Here is an 18860-nt window from a genome sequence, read left to right on the forward strand (position 1 = left end):
GGAATGCCTCCACGGACGCTCCGCGTTCGGCTCTTGAGTGGGACGCAGAGCGTCCCGGGCTGCATTCCCACGCGGAGCGTGGGAACGATCACACACTGGATCTGCGTCGTTCACAAATCCCCTGTGGGAGCGAGCCTGCTCGCGAAGGGGCCGGCACAGGCCCCGCATCAACCTCAGGCGATAACCACCCCGTCGTCGCTCAAACTCCCCAGCGCCACCCCCACCAACGTCACCGAATCCCCACCAAATGTCAGCACGGTATCCTGCCCGACCGCCGACGCGTGGGCACGGAAATCATCCCCCGGCAACACACCCTGTACGCCGAGAAACACCAGTTTGTCATCGGCCGTATAGCCAACGACCCGATCCTGGCCGAACGCGCCGTGGAACAGAAACGTATCCGCCCCGCCGCCCGATTCCAGCAGGTCATTGCCAGCGCCGCCGACAAACACATCATTGCCCGCGCCGCCGAGCAAATGATCATTGCCCTCAAGGCCAAACAGCCAATCGCCGCCCGCATGCGCCTTGAGCATGTCATTGGCAACCGTCCCTTTCATGCTCGACTCATAAGCGGTGAGGTTGCTGTCGACTTTCAGCCCCGTGGCCGTGACGCTGTGCAACACGTCGTCCTTGAACACGCCCCAGAGAAAACCCGGCTCTTTGCTGACAATGCTGCCGATGTCGCGGGTAATGCTGATCCCGCCGTTGGCATCGCGGATGTACAGGTTGCCGGCACCGTCGTTGGCGAAATCAAAGTTCTTCACTGTTTGCTGCAAGTCGAGCGTGTTGTTGCCCTGCCCGCCCAGAATGACGTTGTAGCCGCCGTTGTCGCGGAAGCTATCGTTGCCGGCGCCGCCCTCCAGATAGTCATTGCCGCTGCCGCCCTGAATCAGGTCACTGCCGTCACTGCCAATAATGAACGTGCTGCCCTTGTGGGTTTCGGCGTTACGGTTGAGGTCCTGTACCCAAGTGTTGGCCCGCGCCGGGTCGGAGAGGTTGGCGACGATGATCGTCGAGTCGCGGCTGGTCAGGTCGTAGAACTTCGACTCCAGCACGCGGGTCATGCCGTCGCCGTAGCCAGTGGGCAGGTGCGAAATCCAGGTCGGGACATTCAGGATCGAATACGGCAGCACGTTCCAGGCGTTCGAGGCGTAGTGATCGTTGAAACTGACGATGTTGTCGGTGGTCGAGGCATGCGGCGCGTCGTGCACACCCACCGAGGCACTGCTGAAGGTCGAACCGTCGAGGGCGCGAAACACCGGGTCGTTTTCGTAGCCGATATTCAGCACCTTGTCGCCGCTGCTCTGCGTCGGTGAGGCGTAGGCGATGTAGTTGGAATCGGCGAAGAAACCGCCCCACTTGCCAGCGCTCAAGTCAGCCATGCTGTTCACCGCCAGACCGCCCAGGCTGTGGCCGCTGACCAGCACGTCCTTGCCGCTGAGGCCGTTGGCCCGGGCGAATGCGACGACATCGTTGAGCAGATTGCCGAAAGCTTCGCCGACGTAGTTTTTTGCGTAATCGGCCGGGCCGAACGCTGCGAGCAGATCGTTGATCACGTCGCCAATCGAATCACCAATGAGGATTTCGCGCGGGCCGCTGGTGCCGCGAAAGGCGATACCCAGTTCGGTGAGGTGACCCTGAGCGTCGTACTTGCCGAGGATTTCCACTTGCGCGCTGGTGTAGCCGGCCTTCTCGCCGAAGAACGTCCCGCGTGCATCGGTCTTGCCGTCGTAGCCCAATTGCGCAGCGGTGATGGGCGTCCAGCCAGCCTTTTTCACGGCATCGAGGGCGAGTTTTTCCGAGTCGGGATTCCACGGGATACCGGGGATCACCCCTTGCGAATCGGTGCCGCCAATCAGTGCGGTGACCAGTGTCGCCGGCAGGCCAAGGCCGAAGCCGTTGTGCTGATAACCGGCGGCGAAGCCGTTATCGAGGTTGTGATAGGAATACAGCGTGATCGCCATAGCATCACTGAACAGCGCCGCGGAATCGGCTGTGCCGAAGTTCTTGTAGTCGTATACACCCATTGCCATTGCCTCTCTTGTTGTTGGAATTGTCAGAGATAGCTCACAGCCAGAGCGCGAGGCTCTGGAGCATTCGTTACATCTTGCACATCCTCTGTAGGAGCTGCCGAAGGCTGCGATCTTGTGGGACGCAGAGCGTCCCCGGCTGCGTTCCCACGCAGAGCGTGGGACGATCATGTGTACGCCGTACCTGTGGGAGCGAGCCTGCTCGCGAAGGCGGCAGCACATTCAACATCACAATCGCCTGACCCACCGTTTTCGCGAGCAGGCTCGCTCCCACAATGAGATCTCCTGCACCTTCGGAATCAGGCAAAGACGAAACTCGAGTCCGTCAGGTCAGTCACGCCGACGCCAATCAGCGTCACGGCAAAATCGCCGACCTTCAGCACGGTATCAGCGCCGGACTGCGCGGCATGCTGCTTGTAGTCATAACCCTGTCCCGCGCCCGCGACGCCCATGAACAGCAGTTTGTCGCTGCCTTGATAACCATTGATCGCATCGAAACCAAACGCGCCGCTGAACAGGAAGGTGTTGTGGCCACCCACCGCCGTCATCACGTCGTTGCCGGCGCCACCCACAAAAGTCACCTGCGACTTGTCGCTGATCAGTTGATCATCACCACCAAGCCCGAACAGCCAGTCGCCATCGGCCGTGGCATGCAAGGCATTGCCGTAGCCATCACCGCTGAGCGAATGGTTGTACTGGGTCAGTTCGCTGCCGTTGCTCAGGCCCTTGGCGGTGACGCCCCAGGTGATCTCCTTGCTGCCCCACCACGAACCGGCCTCTTTACTGACCAGCGCGCCGATGTCACGGGTCAGGCTGATGCCGCCGTAGGCGTCGCGCACGTACAGCGTGCCGTCGCCGTCGTTAGCGAAGCTGAAGTTCTGCAACGGTTTCTGCAGTTCGAAGGTGTTATGGCCCTGCCCGCCGAAAATGACGTTGTAGCCGCCGTCATCACGAAAACGGTCGTCGCCGCCCAGCCCTTCAAGAAAGTCGTTACCCGCCCCGCCCTTGAGCCAGTCGCTGCTCTGCGTGCCGATGATGAAGGTGCTGCCGCTGTGCGGCTCGCCGCTGCGGCCCAGGTCCTCGACCCAGGTCTTGCTCCGCGATGCCTCGTCGAGATTGGCGACGATGATTGTCGAGTCGCGCTCGGTCAGGTTGTAGAACGCCGAATCGATCACCCGATTCAAGCCATCGGCGTAGCCCAGTGAACTGTGCGCCGACCAGTTCAGCGGGTTGGCGATGCTGAACGGCACCAGGTTCTGCGCCGTGGAAGCGTAGTTATCGGTGAAGTTGACGAGGTTGTCGGTGGTCGATTCGTGCGGCTTGTCGTGCTTGCCCATCGACGCCGTGCTGAATGTGGTGCCGTCAAGCACGCGGAATACCGGATCGTTTTCGAAACCGATATTGAGCACCTGGTTGCCGGAGTTGCTCTGGGTCGGCGAGGCGAAGGCGATGTAATTGGCATCCTTGTAGAAGCCGCCCCAGTTGTCCCCGCTCAATTCGGCGACGCTGTTGACCCCGAGCCCACCGAGGCTATGGCCGCTGATCAGCACGTCCTTGGCGGCAATGCCGGTGGCGATCGCGAAAGCGGCGACGGCCTTGAGCAGATTGTCGAACGCGTTTTTCGCGTAGTTGCTCGCGTAATCCGAAGGCCCGACCGCCGCGAGCAGATTGTTTTTCAGATCACCGAAAGTGTCGCTGTAACCCAGCCCGCCGGTGCCGCGAAAGGCAATGCCAAGGCCGATCAACTTGCCAGCGGCGTCGTACTTGCCGAGCACTTCGGCCTCGGCGCTGGTGAAGCCATCCTGTTCCCCGAAGAACGTGCCTTGCACGCCGACCTTGCCCTGATAGCCCAGCGCCGTCGCCGTGACCGGTGCCCACGCCGTGGCCGGCAATGGTTTGCCGGTGGGCGTGTAGGCATACAGCGTCAGTGCGATGGCGTCGCTGTACACCCCTTTGCCGTCGGCATTTTTGTAATCGAACAATCCCATGTGCAGCGCTCCTTTTCCTTGAAAAACCGGCAGCCCAGAAGCGCTGCCGGTTACGCCTCAGAACTGCCAGTCGAGGGTCAGACCGACGCCGTGATCCCTCTCGTTCGAGCCGATCAGGCCGTTGTAGTCGAGGTTGACCCGCACGTCGCGATTGAGCGCCAGCCCGGCGCGCACTCCGACCACGGCAGCGTCACGATCCATCGACACGCTCTGCACGGTGAACGCGCTATTGCCGTTGGCGAAGGCCAGATGGCTGTCGGCATCGACGCTGCTCAGGTTGTGCTGCCAGCCGAGGCTTGCGCCCAGTTCCAGCTGATGCTTGTCCGACACAGCGAAGCTGCGCTTGGCGCGCACGCCGAGGGTCGACAGCACCACGTCGCGGTTGTCTTCACCACCCTTGAGCGCGGCAGCGTCACCCTTCTCGGTGAAGCTGTCGGTGTTGAGGTGCACGTAGGACAGATTGGCGAACGGCTCCAGGTTCATCGGTTGCAGGCCCAGATCGTATGCGGCCTCGGTGAACACTTGCGCGGTGGTCGCGTCACGTTTGGTTTTCTGTTTGCCGCTGACGTCGCCGAACTGCAGATCACGTTTGACGTCGATGCGATGCCAGCTGTAGGCGCCGCCGACGGTCAGGCGCAACGCGTCGATTTCATGGCCCAGATACGCACCCAAGTGGTAGCTGTCGACCGACGCCGACGAATGCGTGCCGCTGCCCATGCTCAACGAACTGTCGCTGTAACCTGTGACGAAACCGAGACGGGTATCTTCAGCAATCAGACCGTCGACACCGGCCAGCAGCCCACCGATGGAGCTGTTGGAATCGGCATTGTCGTGTCCGCCGTCACTCTCGCCCCACGAGCCGAGGACCTTGACCCAGACGTTGCTGCGATCATCAGTCGGCGCATCGGCGTTGAACAGATCACGCTCACGCAGGCGCTCGCCGACGGCTTCGCGCAGGTAGCGGCTGTCGTTGATCAGCAGCGTGCCGATGGCCGGGTGAATCTCGCCGGACAACTGTTGAAAGGCCTGCTGCGCCGACGCCGCGTTGGGCGACAGCAACAGGGTTTCGAACAGCGCATTGCCCGCCCCCAGACGTTCGGCGGCGGCACCGACGGCGCGCTGGTTCGGCGTCAGACCGACGCTGGCGAACGATGCCTCATTGCGTCCCACCGCCAGCTGAATGCCGCCCGCCGAGTAATCCAGTGTTCCGCCAAGGAAGGCGTAATTCGGCAAGACCTGACCGAAGCGCCCTTCAATGCCACCTGCCGCTTGCAGGATGTTGTAGCGGGTGCCGAGCAGGCTTTGCACTTCGCCGGTGCTGAGCAAGGTCGGGCTGTTTTCCAGCGACAGGCTCACCGTGGCGCCGTCGATGATGGCTTTGCCGCCCGCAACGATCTGATCGCTGCTGGTTGGCGACAGCTCTACGGCGTAGGTCGAACCCGGCGCGAAGGTCACGTCACCGGCGACGTTCAAGGTGCCGATGGAGTTGCCCGGCGCCACCGTACCGCCGCTGTTCACTGCCAGCGCGCCGATGCGGCCATTGCCGCCGAGGATGCCGCCATTGTTGACAGTGACCGCCGATTGCAGCGAACCGTTGATGGCCAGTCGACCCTGATTGACCAGGGTCGGGCCGCTGTAAGTGTTATTGCCGGTCAGCACCAGGGTGCCGATGCCTTGCTTGGTCAGACCGCCGTGGCCGCCGATGTCGTTGCGCCAGGTGTCGAGGCCGCACGTGATATCGATGCACACGCGTTCGGTGGGTTTGCCCTGATCGATGATCGCACCGATGCCCGGCAAGTCAGCCACGAACTGGCCGGACCCGTAAGCGCCCTGCACGCGGAATTCTTCGGGAATGTCCTGCTCGGTCACGAACATCGCCGGGCCGTCGATGGCCTTGCGCAGGTTGATCATGCCCCAACCGTACAAGGCGTCGATGCCCGGCGCACCGAGGTCGGTCGCAGTGGTGCGCAACACGCTGGCGACCTGGTCGCCGCTCATGTACGGAAAACGCTCCATCAGTACGGCAATGGAACCAGCGACATGCGGCGCCGCCATCGAGGTGCCGTTGTAATTGGCGTAGCTGGTGGTCAGGTTGCCGGCGTTGGTGCCTTCGATGATCGAGCTATAAATCTTGGTGCCCGGCGCCGAGACGCAGTAACTCGCCGTATAGCCGCAGCGCGAGGAAAACGTGCTGATCACGTACGGATTGGCGCTGGCGGTGTCCGGGTTCTGCTGCAACGCGGCGACGGTGATCCAGTTCGGCGCGATGTCCGGGACGAAATAACCCAGGCCGGCAATGGCGTCGGGATTGTTCAGGTTGTAATCGTTGCCGGCGGCAAAAATGGTGACGATGCCGCTGCGAGCGGCGGCGATGGCGCCGTCGTAAGCGCCGCCGGGTTTGGTGCCGAGCAGCGTGCGGATTTCGTTGAATTGCAATTGCGCGTCGTTGACGGTGAAGTGCGGATACGCCGGATCGCGGCCGCCGAGGTCGAAGCGGTCGGTGATGCCGATGCCCCAGCTGTTGTTGATGATCCGCGCCCCGCTGGCGATCAGCGCATCCCAACCGGCCTTGTACACCGCACCATCGTTGCCGCGCACGATGCCGTCTTCCGGGCCTGGGTCGCCGTTATCGGCGCTGATGATCTGCGCACCGAATGCAACACCGTGCATCACCCCGCCGTCGCGACTGCCCGCCGCGATGCCGCCGACGTGCGTGCCATGGGCGCCGAGCTTGCCGTTGGAGCCGACCGAGGGTGAACCGTCATAGAGGAACGCATCGCCGGCCTTTACCGGGATGTACGGGTCGGTGTATTCGCGAATGCCGCTGGTGACCAGGGTGACGACTTTGTTGCTGCCGGAGAACTCCGGATGTGCGGCGTAGACCGGCTGATCGAAGATGCCCAGCTTCACGCCTTTGCCGGTGTAGCCGGCGGCGTAGGCGTAATCCGCGCCGATCGCGCCCAAGCCCCAGTCAGCCTTGAATTCATTGCTGCGCCAGCTCGACGGGTCGCCGCTGCGGCCGTTCTCAACGTAAGGCGCTGCCTGCGCCATCGCACTGGCACAGAGCATGGCGACTGTCAGGGTTTTCAGGGCAAAGCGGCCACCCGATTGCGCGGGGGTATTATTGTTATCCATCCACGACCTTCCTTAGTGATGTTGCGAAAAATCCGGTTGTTTCAATAGTTGTGGCGAGGGGATTCATCCCCGTTGGGTTGCGAAGCGACCCCCAGGAATTTTTCCAACCTACGTAAACACAGGTTTTGCGACTGCTGCGCAGTCGAGCGGGGATAAATCCCCTCGCCACGGTGACTCAAACACATGCAATCAGAACTGCCAGTTCAGGCTCAGGCCAACGCCATGCAGCTGCTCGCGGCTGGCCAGTTGGCCGTTGTAATCGAGGTTGACCCGCACGTCCTTGCTCAAGGCCAGACTGGCCTGCACGCCGACCAGTGCGGCATCGCGTACCAGCGCCGAGCTTTCCACGGAATACGGCGTGCCGCCGCTGGCAAAACGCAAATGCTGCTCTGATTCGATATCGCTGAGGCTGTGCTGCCAGCCGAGACGCGCGCTGACGTCCAGCGCTTGCTGGTTCGAAAGGTTGAAGGTTTTGCTCGCCCGCACGCCCAAGGTGCTCAGCGCCACATCGCGTCGATCTCCAGAGCTTTTGAGCGCAGCGGCATCGCCCTTTTCGGTGAAGCCTTCGGTGTCCAGATGCAGGTAGGTCAGGTTGGCGAACGGTTCCAGCGCCAACGTTTGCAGCTGCAAGCGATACGCCGCTTCGCCGAAGACTTGGGTGGTGGTCGCGTCAACTTTGGCTTTCTGCTTGGCGCTGACCTCGTCGTATTGCAGATCGCGTTTCACATCGCCGCGATGCCAGCTGTAGGCCGCGCCAGTGCTCAAGCGCCAGGCGCCGATGTCGTGCCCGGCGTAAGCACCAAGGTGATAGCTGTCGACTTTCGCCGAAGAATGCGTGCCCGAGCCCATGCTCAAGGAGCTGTCGCTGTAGCCAGTGACCAGACCGATGCGGGTCTGCTCGTCCAGCGCGCCGTCGACACCGGCCAGCAGGCCGCCGATCGAGGTGTTGTAGCCCGCCGTGTCGTGGCCCGAATCGGTACTGCCCCAGGCGCCGAGTGCTTTGATCCAGCCATTGCTGCGTGTCGCCGATTCATCGTGCAGCCGCTCGCCGACCGCATCACGCAACTGGCGGCTGTCGTTGATCAGCATTGTCCCCAGCGCTGGGTAAATCTCGCCGCTCAGTTGCTGGAAGGCTTGCTGGGCCGAGGCTTGAGTCGGTGCACGAAGCACACTTTCGTAAACCGAATTGCCGGCGCCCAGACCTTCAACTGCAGCGGCCACCGAACGCTGGTTCGGCGTTTGCCCGACGCTGGCGAAGCTTGTGGCATTGCGCTGGATATTCAGCTGGATGCCGCTTGCGGCGTAGTCGAGGGCGCCGCCGATGAACAGGTAGTTCGGCACTACTGCAGCGAACTGCCCCTGCACGCCGCCGGCCGCTTGCAGGATGTTGTACTGGCGACCGAGCAGGCTTTGCGCTTCGGCGCTGCTGAGCAAGGTCGGGCTGTTTTCCAGCGCCAGGCTGACGCTGGCGCCGCTGACGGTTGCCGTGCCACCGGCAACGATGCGGTCACTGCTGGTGGGCGATAGCTCGACGGCGTAAGTCGAGCCTGGGGCGAGTGTCACATCACCAGCGACGTTCAAGGTGCCGATGGAATTGCCCGGTGCAACCCGGCCGCCGCTGTTGGCGGTCAACGCGCCGATGCGTCCGGAGCCGCCGAGGGTGCCGCTGTCGTTGACGGTGACCGCTGAGGTCAGCGAACCGTTGACGGTCAGCAGACCGCCGTTGACGGTAGTCGGACCGCGATAGGTGTTTGCGCCACTGAGCAGCAATTGCCCGGCTCCAGACTTGATCAGGCTGCCCTCATACACCCGGTTTGCCGCTGCCGCATCACGCAGCATGCCGACGGCGTAATCGGTCTGGTCCTGCTGACTGGCGCCGGCCGGGACACCGTTCTCCCAGCCTTTGTCCTGTAGGGTTTGCTGCCAGGCGCTGTGCTCGGCGAGGTCTTCGCGCTGGCGCTGGAGCAGCGCCTTGTCAGAGATGTCATTGCTCCAGACATCGCGCTGCCCTGCCCCCAGATTCGCGTCGAACGCACCTAGCAATTGCCCCGGCCCGCGCATTGCCCGGTTGAGGTTGGCGACGCCCCAGCCGACCCGCTCGTTCGGTGCGTCTGTGACCGAGCCATCGAGTTGCGTAGCGGTGGTCAGCAGCACCTCGAGCGTCTGCTGGTTGGTCATGTACGGATAACGCTCCATCACCAGTGCCAGGGCGCCGGTCGCGTGCGGTGCCGCCATCGAGGTACCGGACTTGATCGCATAACCGCCACCGGGAATGGTGCTGTCGATCTTCGCCCCTGGTGTGGTGATGCACCAGTATTTAGCGATGCCGCACTGGTTGTATTTCTGCTGATTGCTCTGATCGAGCCCGGACACCGCCAGCCAGTGACCTTCCAGATCCGGCTGAAAGTACGGCAGCGCCGAACGTACGCTGGCATTCGGGTAGCCGCTGTTGCCGGCGCTGAAGACATTGATCACGCCGCGCCGGGAAACATCGGCAGCGGCGTCGAGCCAGGTGCCCTTGTTCCAGTGCTGTGCGTAGGCGGCATGCAGATCCGCGAGGGTGCGGTAACTGACATCCGGCGGCTGACTGCCCCAACTGTTGTTGATCGCCCGCACCCCGGCATCGGCGAGGCTGTCGTAGACCGCTTTGAAATAACGCGGATCAGGGCCGGGGCCGAAGAGGAAACTGTCGTTCTTGTTGGTGTTGCCGACGTAGATTTGCGCGTTGTACGCCACCCCGTGCATGCCGCTGCCATCACGGGCGGCGCCCATGGTGCCGACCACGTGGGTGCCGTGGGAATCGTTGTTGGGGTTGAGCGTGCCGTCGACGTTGAACGCTGAGCCATCGACGTAGCTGCCGCTGGCGGTTACCGGGTGATAACGGTCGGCGGAGAATTCGGGGTGGGCGGCATCGAAACCGGAATCGAGCGCGCCGATTTTCACGCCCTTGCCGGTGATGCCGGCTGCGTAGGCCTGATCGGCCTGCATGCGTTCCAGGCCCCAGTCGCGCAAGAACTCGGCGCTGCGCCAACTGGCCGGATTGCCGGGCTGGCCGGGTTCCAGGTATTGCGCCTGCGTTGCCGAGGTCACCAGCAATAGCGTGCCGAGCGAAATCGGTTTGATGCGTACGTCCATGGTCATCATTCTCGTTTTTGTTGTTTTGTTCAGGGCTGATAGCGATGTCGCCTGTTCCCCTCACCCCAGCCCTCTCCCAAAGGGAGAGGGAGCCGACCGTGTTGTCTTCAGTTATTCAGCGACCTGGAAAACCAGTCGATTACGGATTCAGCACAGCTCGTTCAAATCGGTGCATCTCGCCAACCTTCCCGGATCGGTCCCCTCACCCCAGCCCTCTCCCAAAGGGGGAGGGAGCCGACCGTGTTGTCTTCAGTTATTCAGCGACCTGGAAAACCAGTCGATTACGGATTCAGCACAGCTCGTTCAAGTCGGTGCATCTCGCCAATCTCCCCGGATCGGTCCCCTCTCCCTCTGGGAGAGGGTTAGGGTGAGGGCTGTTGCGCGACCACAAATGCTTCGTCCACCCGCGCCAGATCCTGCTCATTCAGCGTCCCGGCGTAGTAATGCAATTTGGTCCAGGCCATCAGGTAGTCGTAGCGTGCCTGGGCCAAATCCCGGCGGGTGGTGAACAGTTGCTGCTCGGCGTTCAACGCATCGAGATTGGTACGTTCGCCGCCCAGAATGCTTTGTCGGGTCGAGACCACCAGCGCCTCGGCCGACTTCAGGGCCTTCTGATAAGCGCGCAATTTGCTCACCCCGGACAGGCAGGCGCTGAACTGGCGGCGCAGTTCGATCAAGGTTTCGCGGGTTTTGCCATCCAGTTCGTATTCGGCCTGCTCCATGGTGCGGCTGGCCTGCCGTGTCGAGGCCGACACCCCGCCGCCGGCGTACAGCGGCACGCTGACTTCAAGGCCGATGGTGTTGGTTTCGTAGCGCTGGTTATAGGTGTTGCCGCTTTCGGACTCGTTGTCGCGCATCGAGGCATAGGCGCTTACTTTCGGCAGATGTCCGGCGCGGTTGCGTTCGACTTCATAGCGCGCAACTTCCACGGCCTGACGCTGCGAAGCGAGGTTCGGGTTGTTGCTGATCGCCAGTTCATGCCAGGTGTCGAAGTTGGCCGGTTGCAGGGTGAAGGTCTGAAATTGCTTACCAAGCGGCGCCAGATCGCCGATGTCCACTGCCGGCACGCCGACCAGCGCCCCGAGCTCACGCAAGGCGGCATCCTGCTCGTTGCGCGCTTCGATTTCCTCGGCAGTCGCCAGCTCATAGCGCGACTCGGCTTCGAGAATATCGGTACGCGTGCCCTCGCCCTGCTTGAACATGTGTTCGTTCTGCTGGAACTGCTGTTCGTAGGCCTTCTTCTTCGCCTGGGCGATGTCGATCTGGTCCTGGGCGAACAAGGCTTTGGTGTAGTTATCCAGCACGCGCACCAACAGTTCCTGACTCTTGCCGCGAAACGCTTCGTCGGCGAACAACGACTGCGCCACGCCTTTGCGATACGCCGCGTAAGCCTCGTAATCGAGCAGCGGTTGCTGCACCGTCAGCGCCGAGCCGTAACTGTTGTAGTTGCGCTCATCGGTGCGGTTGCGCGCGCGATCATCCAGAGACGTCGCCTTGGACGAGTTGCGGCCCTTGTTGTAGGTGTAGCCGATCCGTGGCAGCAGCCCGGCGCGGCCAATCGCGCGGTTTTCCAGGCCAGCATCGCGTTCCTTGATTGCACCGAGAAACACCGGATCGTTGCGCAATGCCTGCTCGTAGATCTCAAACGGCCCCATGGCCGCGACTGCCGAGTGACTCGCGAGCAGCATCATTGCCGCCCCCAGCATTGAAAGCTTATTCATACAGCCGAACATCCTTATTCCTCGGTCAACGCAGAACCGGCGCGATCGAGCAGCGGTTTGAACAAATAGTTGAGAAGTGAACGCTCACCGGTGCGCACGAACATTTCCGCCGGCATACCGGGCTTGATCACCAGGCCGTTGAGCTTTTCCATGGCCTGATCGCTGACGCTGCTGCGCAACACGTAATACGGCACGCCGGTTTTCTCATCGACCATCTGGTCGGCGGAGATCAGGCTGACTGCGCCGGGCACGCGCGGGGTTTTGCTCTGGTTGAACGCGGTAAACAGAATGTCCACTGGCAGATGCGCGCCGACCTTGTCGATCAGGTTGACCGGCAAGTGCCCCTCCACTTCCAGGGTGGTGCCTTGCGGAACGATCTCCAGCAGGGTTTCGCCCTGACGCACCACAGCGCCTTCGGTGTGCACACCGAGGTTGACTGCCACGCCATCGGCGGTGGCGAGGATCTCGCTGTGTTGCAGGTCGAAACCGGCGGAGGTCAATTGCTCGGACAGGGTTACGCTTTTCAACTGCGCATCGGCCAGTTGCGTACGCACTTCCTTCTGGTATTCCTCGCCGTGCTGCTGCAACTTCAGGCGCGATTCAAGGATGCCCTGCTCCACGCGCCCGCTTTCGCCGGTGTTTTCCGCCAGTTGCTGCTGCACTTGCGACAGTTGCCGCTGGTAGTCCATCAAGCGGTTGCGCGGGATGTAGCCGTTGTCGGCCAGCGGTTGCAAGTTGCTCAACTGTTGCTGCAAGGAACTGGCCTGAGCATTGAGGTCGCTGCGCGCGCGGCGCATGCCGGCCAGTTGTGCAGTGGCGCCTTCGATATTGGCGCGCAGTGCCGCTTGTTCCCGGGAGAACGCTTCGCGGCGGCTGCTGAACAGTTGCCGCTGGCCTTCCAGCACGAGCGCCAGGCGCGGGTCCGGGTCGTTGCTCAGCTCGGCCGGAAAGGTCACTTGCTTGAGGTTGTCGCGCTCGGCTTGCCAACGCGCCAGGCTGGCCCAAGCCATGCGGTACTGCGCCTGCAGCGATTGCACGTCGGCGGCGACCTGCGTCTGATCAAGGCGGAACAACGGCTGGCCCTGCTTCACGATCTCGCCTTCGCGCACCAGAATCCGGCTGACCACGCCGCTGCTCATCGACTGCACGGCCTTGCGCTTGCCCGAGACCACCACCGTGCCCTGCACCGGAATGCCCTGATCCAGCGGCGCCAGTGCCGCCCAGGTGAAGAAACTGCCAGCGCCGACGATGGCCAGAATCCAGCCCATGCGCGCGAAGAATTTCGCATCACGCTCCGGGCGCTCGGTGAGGTAGGCGTGTTCCATGTTCGCTTCGTTTTCAGTGTTCATGCTGGCGCTGCTCATACACCCGAATTCCTTGTCGAGGGCTGATACTGCCGGCTCATGCTGAGCCCGCCCGGTGTTTGTGCGGCTTTTTCGCGTTGCTGTTCGTGCTGGCCGGAAAGTGCCTTGAGCACATCCTGACTCGGGCCGAACGCCTGCAAACGACCATCGTTGAGCACGAGCAATTTGTCAGCCTGAGCCAGCACCGAAGAACGATGGGTGACCAGAATCACCGTGGTGCCTTGCGCCTTGAGTTGCGCAATGGCGCTGGCCAGAGCGGCTTCGCCGACGGTGTCGAGGTTGGAATTGGGTTCATCGAGCACCACCAGACTCGGCGTGCCATATAGCGCGCGGGCCAGGGCCACGCGCTGTTTCTGGCCACCGGACAAGCCGCTGCCGTCCTCGCCCAGTTGCGTGTCGTAACCTTGCGGCAGGCGCAGGATCATCTCGTGGACACCGGCCTGTTGCGCGGCGGTGACGACTTTTTGCGGGTCGGCTTCGCTGAAGCGCGCGATGTTCTCCGCGATGCTGCCGCTGAACAATTCGATGTCTTGCGGCAGGTAACCGATGTAGGGACCAAGCTGGTCGCGGTTCCAGCGGTGAATATCGGCACCGTCGAGGCGCACCGTGCCGCCCAGAACCGGCCACACGCCGACCAGCACTCGAGCCAGCGTCGACTTGCCGGAACCAGACGCGCCGAGCACGCCGAGCACTTCGCCAGCACTCAGATTGAAATTGACCATGTGCAAAGTGGCCGCACGCTGCCCCGGCGGGCCGGCGCTGACTTGCTCGAAGCTGATCTGGCCTTTCGGTGCCGGCAGTGCCATCGCCTCGTCGCTAGGCGGAAACGCCTGCAACAGCGCATCAAGGCGCCGGTAAGCCAGCTTCGCCCCGCTCCACTGCTTCCAAACGGCGATCAACTGATCGATCGGGCTCAGCACGCGTCCCATCAGGATCGAACCGGCGATCATCATCCCCGCCGTCATGTCGCCCTTGATCACCAGCAACGCGCCCAGGCCCAGCACCAACGATTGCAGGCACAGGCGCAGGGTTTTGCTCAGCGAACTGATCACCGCGCCGGTGTCGCTGGCCTGGTTCTGCAAGCCGAGAAACCGCGAATGCACCCCGAACCAGCGCTTGCGCAGCGAGCCGAGCATGCCCATCGCCTGAATGGTTTCGGCGTTGTGCAAGTGACTGGTAGCCAACTGACTCGACTGCTGGGAAAAACCGGCGGCTTCGCCCAGCGGTTTTTTGGTCATGTATTCGTTGAGGCACGCCAGCGCGATCAACAACAGCGCGCCCGCCGTGGCCAGCACGCCGAGCCAGACGTTGAACAGGTAAATGACAAACAGATAGACCGGGAACCACGGCGCATCGAAGAAGGCGAACAGCGCCGGGCCGGTGACGAACTGGCGAATGTGGGTCAGGTCGCCCAGCGACTGCCCGGCGTTACCCTCGCCCTTGAACAGGTTGCGCTCGAACGCGGCCTGATAGACGCGCAGATTGAAGCGCCGCTCCAATTGGCTGCCGATGCGGATGACGATAAAGCTGCGGATCACTTCCAGCAGGCCGATGAAGGCGAAGAACCCGACCACCATCAACGACAGCATCGCCAGAGTGGTTTCGTTCTGTGACGACAGCACCCGATCGTAAACTTGCAGCATGTAGATCGACGGCACCAGCATCAGCACGTTGATCAACGCGGTGAAACAACCGACGCTGATCAGAATGCTTTTATAGTCGCCCAATGCCTTGATTAACGGAGCGGCCGGAGACTTCGCCATCTTCATTGATTCTTCCTGAGTTCATAGTCTCGTCGGTGCGGACGAGCATTCCATTGATATTTCGCGTACCTGCCAAAGATCATTTGCAAGTAGTGCTTACAATTTCATAACAAGTTGATCGGCTTCGCGGTTATAACGCTCGGTTATTGCAGTACATCAACTTCGCGCAACTACCCAGCCACCGCTTAGTGCCCGATGCGTTCGAGCAAGATAAGCAATTGCGAACTCAACCTGCTTGCGTAAGAGCCATCCCCCCGGCGGCTGAAAAAGGCGATTTTCGAACCCTCCTTGCCAGTGATGGCAATGCCATCGGGTTCTGGAAACCAACCAATCGGGGCTTCGCTCAACCATGCGCCCAGACAATCGGCGCCCTCGCCCAAGGTCTTGTCTGGCGCAAGATCGACAACGCATGTGTTCGACGGCTTGTCTTGCAACGACCGCGTTTCGGGCGTGTCGTGGTGACCGGTCAATGTGGCCTGCCAGCGCCCGGCGAATGCCGAGGGTTCTTCGAGTCTGAGGCTGCTTGCCATGCTTGTCGCTCCGGTCATCATCAGCGTGACTGCCATCAGCCATGCCATCGTCGTGTCAGTTAAAACGTATCGAGTCATAGGAAATTTCACTTCCGCTCGTAGCCTTGCTCGGGGATCAGGCCGATGCAAGCGAAGAAAGCGACGCACGAGGCGCCGCTTTCCTTTCACATCACGCCACGATGTCGCTGGTCGCTGCCTGGCCCACGGTGCTGACGATGAAGTCAGCCACGCCATGCCCGGAGAAATCCACCGACAACAGGCTATTGCCGCCCGACGAGGTCAACACTGCGTCGCCGGCCGAACCGGTGAAGCTGTTGACGAAGTGCAGGCCCGCACCGTTGGTGATGCCGGTCAGGTCGATTTTGTCCAGACCGCTGACAAAATCGAGGATCTGATCGATCGCACCTGGCTTGGAGTCCGAGCTGGCGGCGAACACGAAAGTGTCCGAACCGGCGCCGCCCCACAGCTTGTCGGCACCGCCAGCGCCGTACAGGATGTCGTTACCGGCACCGCCCTTGAGCTCGTTGGCCACGCTGTTGCCGATCAACAGATCGCTGCCCGAACCGCCAATCGCGTTCTCGATGACCGCGCCCTTGGCGATCGACACGTTACCGACCATGCCGCCAACGTCGGAGAACGAAGCGCTGTTGAGGTTGATCTTCTGGTTCTGGGTGAAACCGGAGAAATCCAGGGTGTCCTTGCCGCCGGCATCCCACACCGAGAACACCACTTTGTCGCTCGACGACGACGCGCTGAGGAAATCGCGGCCGGTATTGGAGTTGAAGCCGTAGGTGGTGTCGCCGGTGCGGGTGGTGGTGTTGGCGCCGTAGAGTTTCTGGATGGCTGCGATGTCGTCCATCAGCGGGCCGGACGAATAGGCTTCGACGCCGCCCTTGCTGAAGTTCTGGTTGGTGTTGCTCTCGCTCCAGTAACTCATGACGCTGTAGCCACGGGTGTCCTGGCCGTAGGTCGCGTCGTTGTAGGTCGGGTTGCCGTTGCCGGCGTTGTAGTCGCCAGGGTGAGCAAGGCCCAGGGTATGGCCGATTTCGTGGGTCAGGGTCTGACGACCGTAGTTGTTCAGATCCGGGTTCTTGTTCTGCGTGTAACCGCTGTTGATCAAGTACCACGAGGTGCCGTCATAACCGGCGCCGGTCCCCGGCAGATAGGCAAACGCCGCAGCGCCATCCTGGCCACCGCTGTAGTTACCGAAGGTCATGTGCCCGTCGCCGCCCGAGGCTCTCTCGGTGAAGGTGACATTGGCCACATCGGCCCAGGACTGCATGGCGAGCTTGGCCTGCGCCTGTTGCTGCGCGCTGAACTGACTGAACCCGGTGATCCCGTGCTTGTTCATCGTGCTGTTCGAGGCCGAGGTCAGGAACGTATAGGTGAGTTCGATCTTGCCGCTGCTGTCCTTGTCCTGATAGGCAGCGCCGTCACGCAGCAATTGCGTAGCCGCCTGGTCGACGGAGTACGAGGGTTTGCCATTGACCGTGAGGTTGCCGCCACGGTCGTACTGATGGCTGAAGCTATTGATCTGGTTGTACGCCGAGCTGAAGGCAGCCAGCTGGAAAGCTTGTTCGGCGGAATCAACAGCATTGGTTTTAACTTTCGACATAAACACACTTCCTTGTTTAGCAATGGAACAGTTTTTGTCCGACAGGACGATCTTTGGCGAGATCGTCCTATCACTCGCCCAATGAAGGCGTAACGAACCTGACACAATTGGAAATCTGTCGTAAAGGATTTTTTTGCGATCCAATTTGGTGGTATCAGGAAACTGCCGTAAACAAAGCGTGCGGGGAGGAAAGATTGTTTTTAGTTGTAGCGAGGGCGCAAATTGTCTGACGATTTTCTATTTAAATATTAAATATCGGTAAGTTTGGATTTGTTGGGCAAGTCACACTTTCAGTCAGCGGTGCCAGTGCTTTGATATCAACTATGCTGATTCATTGAATAACAAATGTGGGAGCGAGCCTGCTCGCGAAGGCGCCAAGCCAGTCAACATAAGAGTCGAATGACAAACCGCTTCGCGAGCAGGCTCGCTCCCACAGGGGTCTTGTACGTTGGCCTGAAAAAACTCAGCTGCCGGTACGAATCTTGTTCCAAACCCGCGTCCGGATCCGGTCGATATTCAGCGGCATCGCTTCCAGCGCGAACAGCTTGCCCATCATTTCCGGGCTCGGGTACACCTTGGTGTCGTTCTTGATCGCTGGATCGATGAGCGTGTCCGCCTGTTCATTGCCATTGGCGTAGTGCACGTAGTTGGTGATGCCCGCCATGACGTCCGGGCGCAGCAGGTAGTTCATGAAGGCGTAGCCGGCCTTTTCGTCCGGTGCGTCGGCGGGCATGGCGACCATGTCGAACCAGATGGCCGCGCCTTCCTTGGGAATCGCATAACCGATCTCGACGCCGTTCTTGGCCTCCTTGGCGCGGTTCTCCGCTTGCAGGATGTCGCCGGAAAAGCCGACTGCTACGCAGATGTCGCCGTTGGCCAGGTCACTGGTGTACTTCGAGGAATGGAAGTAGCTGACGTAGGGCCGCACTTTCATCAGCAAAGCTTCGGCTTTTCTGTAGTCTTCGGGATTCTTGCTGTGGTGCGGCAGGCCGAGGTAGTTAAGTGCCGCCGGGAGCAGTTCCGGGCCGTTGTCGAGGATCGCCACGCCGCACTTTTGCAGTTTTTCCATGTATTCGGGTTTGAAGATCAGATCCCAGGAATCCACCGGCGCGTCGTCGCCCAGCACCGCTTTGACCTTGGCGATGTTGTAGCCGATGCCGGTGCTGCCCCACAGATAAGGGAAACCGTGCTCGTTGTTCGGGTCGTTGGTCTGCAAGGCTTTGAGCAGTGCCGGGTTGAGGTTCTTCCAGTTCGGCAACTGACTCTTGTCGAGTTTCTTCAGCGCCCCACCCTGAATCTGCCGCGCCATGAAGTGGTTCGACGGGAAGACCACGTCGTAACCGGATTTGCCGGTCATCAATTTGCCGTCGAGGGTTTCGTTGCTGTCGTAGACGTCGTAGGTCACGCCGATGCCCGTGTCTTTCTGGAAATTCTTTGTGGTGTCCGGGGCGATGTAGTCGGACCAGTTGTAGACCTTGACCGTCTCGGCCGCGTGACTGACGGAAGCGGCCAGCAGCAGCGGCGCCAATGCGAGGGTTTTCTGGATCATGGGGCGATTCCTGTATGGGCTTTTTTTGTT

The 18860-nt window shown here is 61.3% G+C and carries 10 protein-coding genes; all 10 read right to left on the reverse strand.

The genetic code is table 11. The features are described from left to right. Positions 1 to 173: 173 nt before the first annotated feature. The gene (locus J2Y39_RS06725; RefSeq protein ID WP_310217322.1) at positions 174 to 2027 is read right to left on the reverse strand and encodes a polyurethanase; all 1854 of its coding nucleotides are present in this window, start codon (positions 2025 to 2027) and stop codon (positions 174 to 176) included. A gap of 302 nt (positions 2028 to 2329) precedes the next feature. Further along, a complete protein-coding gene (locus tag J2Y39_RS06730) occupies positions 2330 to 4018 on the reverse strand; it encodes a polyurethanase (protein WP_310216153.1) in 1689 nt (562 codons plus the stop codon). A gap of 57 nt (positions 4019 to 4075) precedes the next feature. Next, the gene (locus tag J2Y39_RS06735; RefSeq protein ID WP_310216156.1) at positions 4076 to 7153 is read right to left on the reverse strand and encodes an autotransporter domain-containing protein; all 3078 of its coding nucleotides are present in this window, start codon (positions 7151 to 7153) and stop codon (positions 4076 to 4078) included. A gap of 189 nt (positions 7154 to 7342) precedes the next feature. Next, a complete protein-coding gene (locus tag J2Y39_RS06740) occupies positions 7343 to 10288 on the reverse strand; it encodes an autotransporter domain-containing protein (RefSeq protein ID WP_409037401.1) in 2946 nt (981 codons plus the stop codon). Positions 10289 to 10650: 362 nt separating this feature from the next. Then, positions 10651 to 12021 (reverse strand): TolC family outer membrane protein, encoded by a 1371-nt coding sequence (locus tag J2Y39_RS06745; protein WP_310216163.1) that lies wholly within the window; start codon positions 12019 to 12021, stop codon positions 10651 to 10653. Positions 12022 to 12023: 2 nt separating this feature from the next. Continuing rightward, the gene (locus J2Y39_RS06750) at positions 12024 to 13373 is read right to left on the reverse strand and encodes an HlyD family type I secretion periplasmic adaptor subunit (RefSeq protein WP_310216165.1); all 1350 of its coding nucleotides are present in this window, start codon (positions 13371 to 13373) and stop codon (positions 12024 to 12026) included. After that, positions 13370 to 15142, reverse strand: coding sequence for a type I secretion system permease/ATPase (locus tag J2Y39_RS06755; RefSeq protein WP_252867671.1), 1773 nt, complete (start codon positions 15140 to 15142; stop codon positions 13370 to 13372). The genes J2Y39_RS06750 and J2Y39_RS06755 overlap by 4 nt, the downstream gene beginning before the upstream one ends. A gap of 179 nt (positions 15143 to 15321) precedes the next feature. Then, positions 15322 to 15744: an AprI/Inh family metalloprotease inhibitor gene (locus tag J2Y39_RS06760; protein WP_191636954.1), complete on the reverse strand. Its 423-nt coding sequence runs from the start codon at positions 15742 to 15744 to the stop codon at positions 15322 to 15324. 91 nt (positions 15745 to 15835) lie between these two features. Continuing rightward, positions 15836 to 17281, reverse strand: a complete 1446-nt coding sequence (locus tag J2Y39_RS06765; RefSeq protein WP_095180087.1) for a serralysin family metalloprotease — start codon at positions 17279 to 17281, stop codon at positions 15836 to 15838. Positions 17282 to 17744: 463 nt separating this feature from the next. Further along, positions 17745 to 18830 (reverse strand): polyamine ABC transporter substrate-binding protein, encoded by a 1086-nt coding sequence (locus J2Y39_RS06770; protein ID WP_310216172.1) that lies wholly within the window; start codon positions 18828 to 18830, stop codon positions 17745 to 17747. Between the last annotated feature and the right edge of the window lie 30 nt (positions 18831 to 18860).

The sequence above is a fragment of the Pseudomonas sp. 2957 genome (genome assembly GCF_031456345.1).
GTDB classification, from domain to species: Bacteria; Pseudomonadota; Gammaproteobacteria; order Pseudomonadales; family Pseudomonadaceae; genus Aquipseudomonas; species Aquipseudomonas siliginis.

Bases quoted from the DNA above. Each gene is read 5' to 3' on its own strand.
- J2Y39_RS06735 (WP_310216156.1), bottom strand. From the start codon at position 7,153: ATGGATAACAATAATACCCCCGCGCAATCGGGTGGCCGCTTTGCCCTG.
- J2Y39_RS06765 (WP_095180087.1), bottom strand. From the start codon at position 17,281: ATGTCGAAAGTTAAAACCAATGCTGTTGATTCCGCCGAACAAGCTTTC.
- J2Y39_RS06770 (WP_310216172.1), bottom strand. From the start codon at position 18,830: ATGATCCAGAAAACCCTCGCATTGGCGCCGCTGCTGCTGGCCGCTTCC.
- J2Y39_RS06725 (WP_310217322.1), bottom strand. From the start codon at position 2,027: ATGGGTGTATACGACTACAAGAACTTCGGCACAGCCGATTCCGCGGCG.
- J2Y39_RS06740 (WP_409037401.1), bottom strand. From the start codon at position 10,288: ATGGACGTACGCATCAAACCGATTTCGCTCGGCACGCTATTGCTGGTG.
- J2Y39_RS06760 (WP_191636954.1), bottom strand. From the start codon at position 15,744: ATGACTCGATACGTTTTAACTGACACGACGATGGCATGGCTGATGGCA.
- J2Y39_RS06745 (WP_310216163.1), bottom strand. From the start codon at position 12,021: ATGTTCGGCTGTATGAATAAGCTTTCAATGCTGGGGGCGGCAATGATG.
- J2Y39_RS06750 (WP_310216165.1), bottom strand. From the start codon at position 13,373: ATGAGCAGCGCCAGCATGAACACTGAAAACGAAGCGAACATGGAACAC.
- J2Y39_RS06755 (WP_252867671.1), bottom strand. From the start codon at position 15,142: ATGAAGATGGCGAAGTCTCCGGCCGCTCCGTTAATCAAGGCATTGGGC.
- J2Y39_RS06730 (WP_310216153.1), bottom strand. From the start codon at position 4,018: ATGGGATTGTTCGATTACAAAAATGCCGACGGCAAAGGGGTGTACAGC.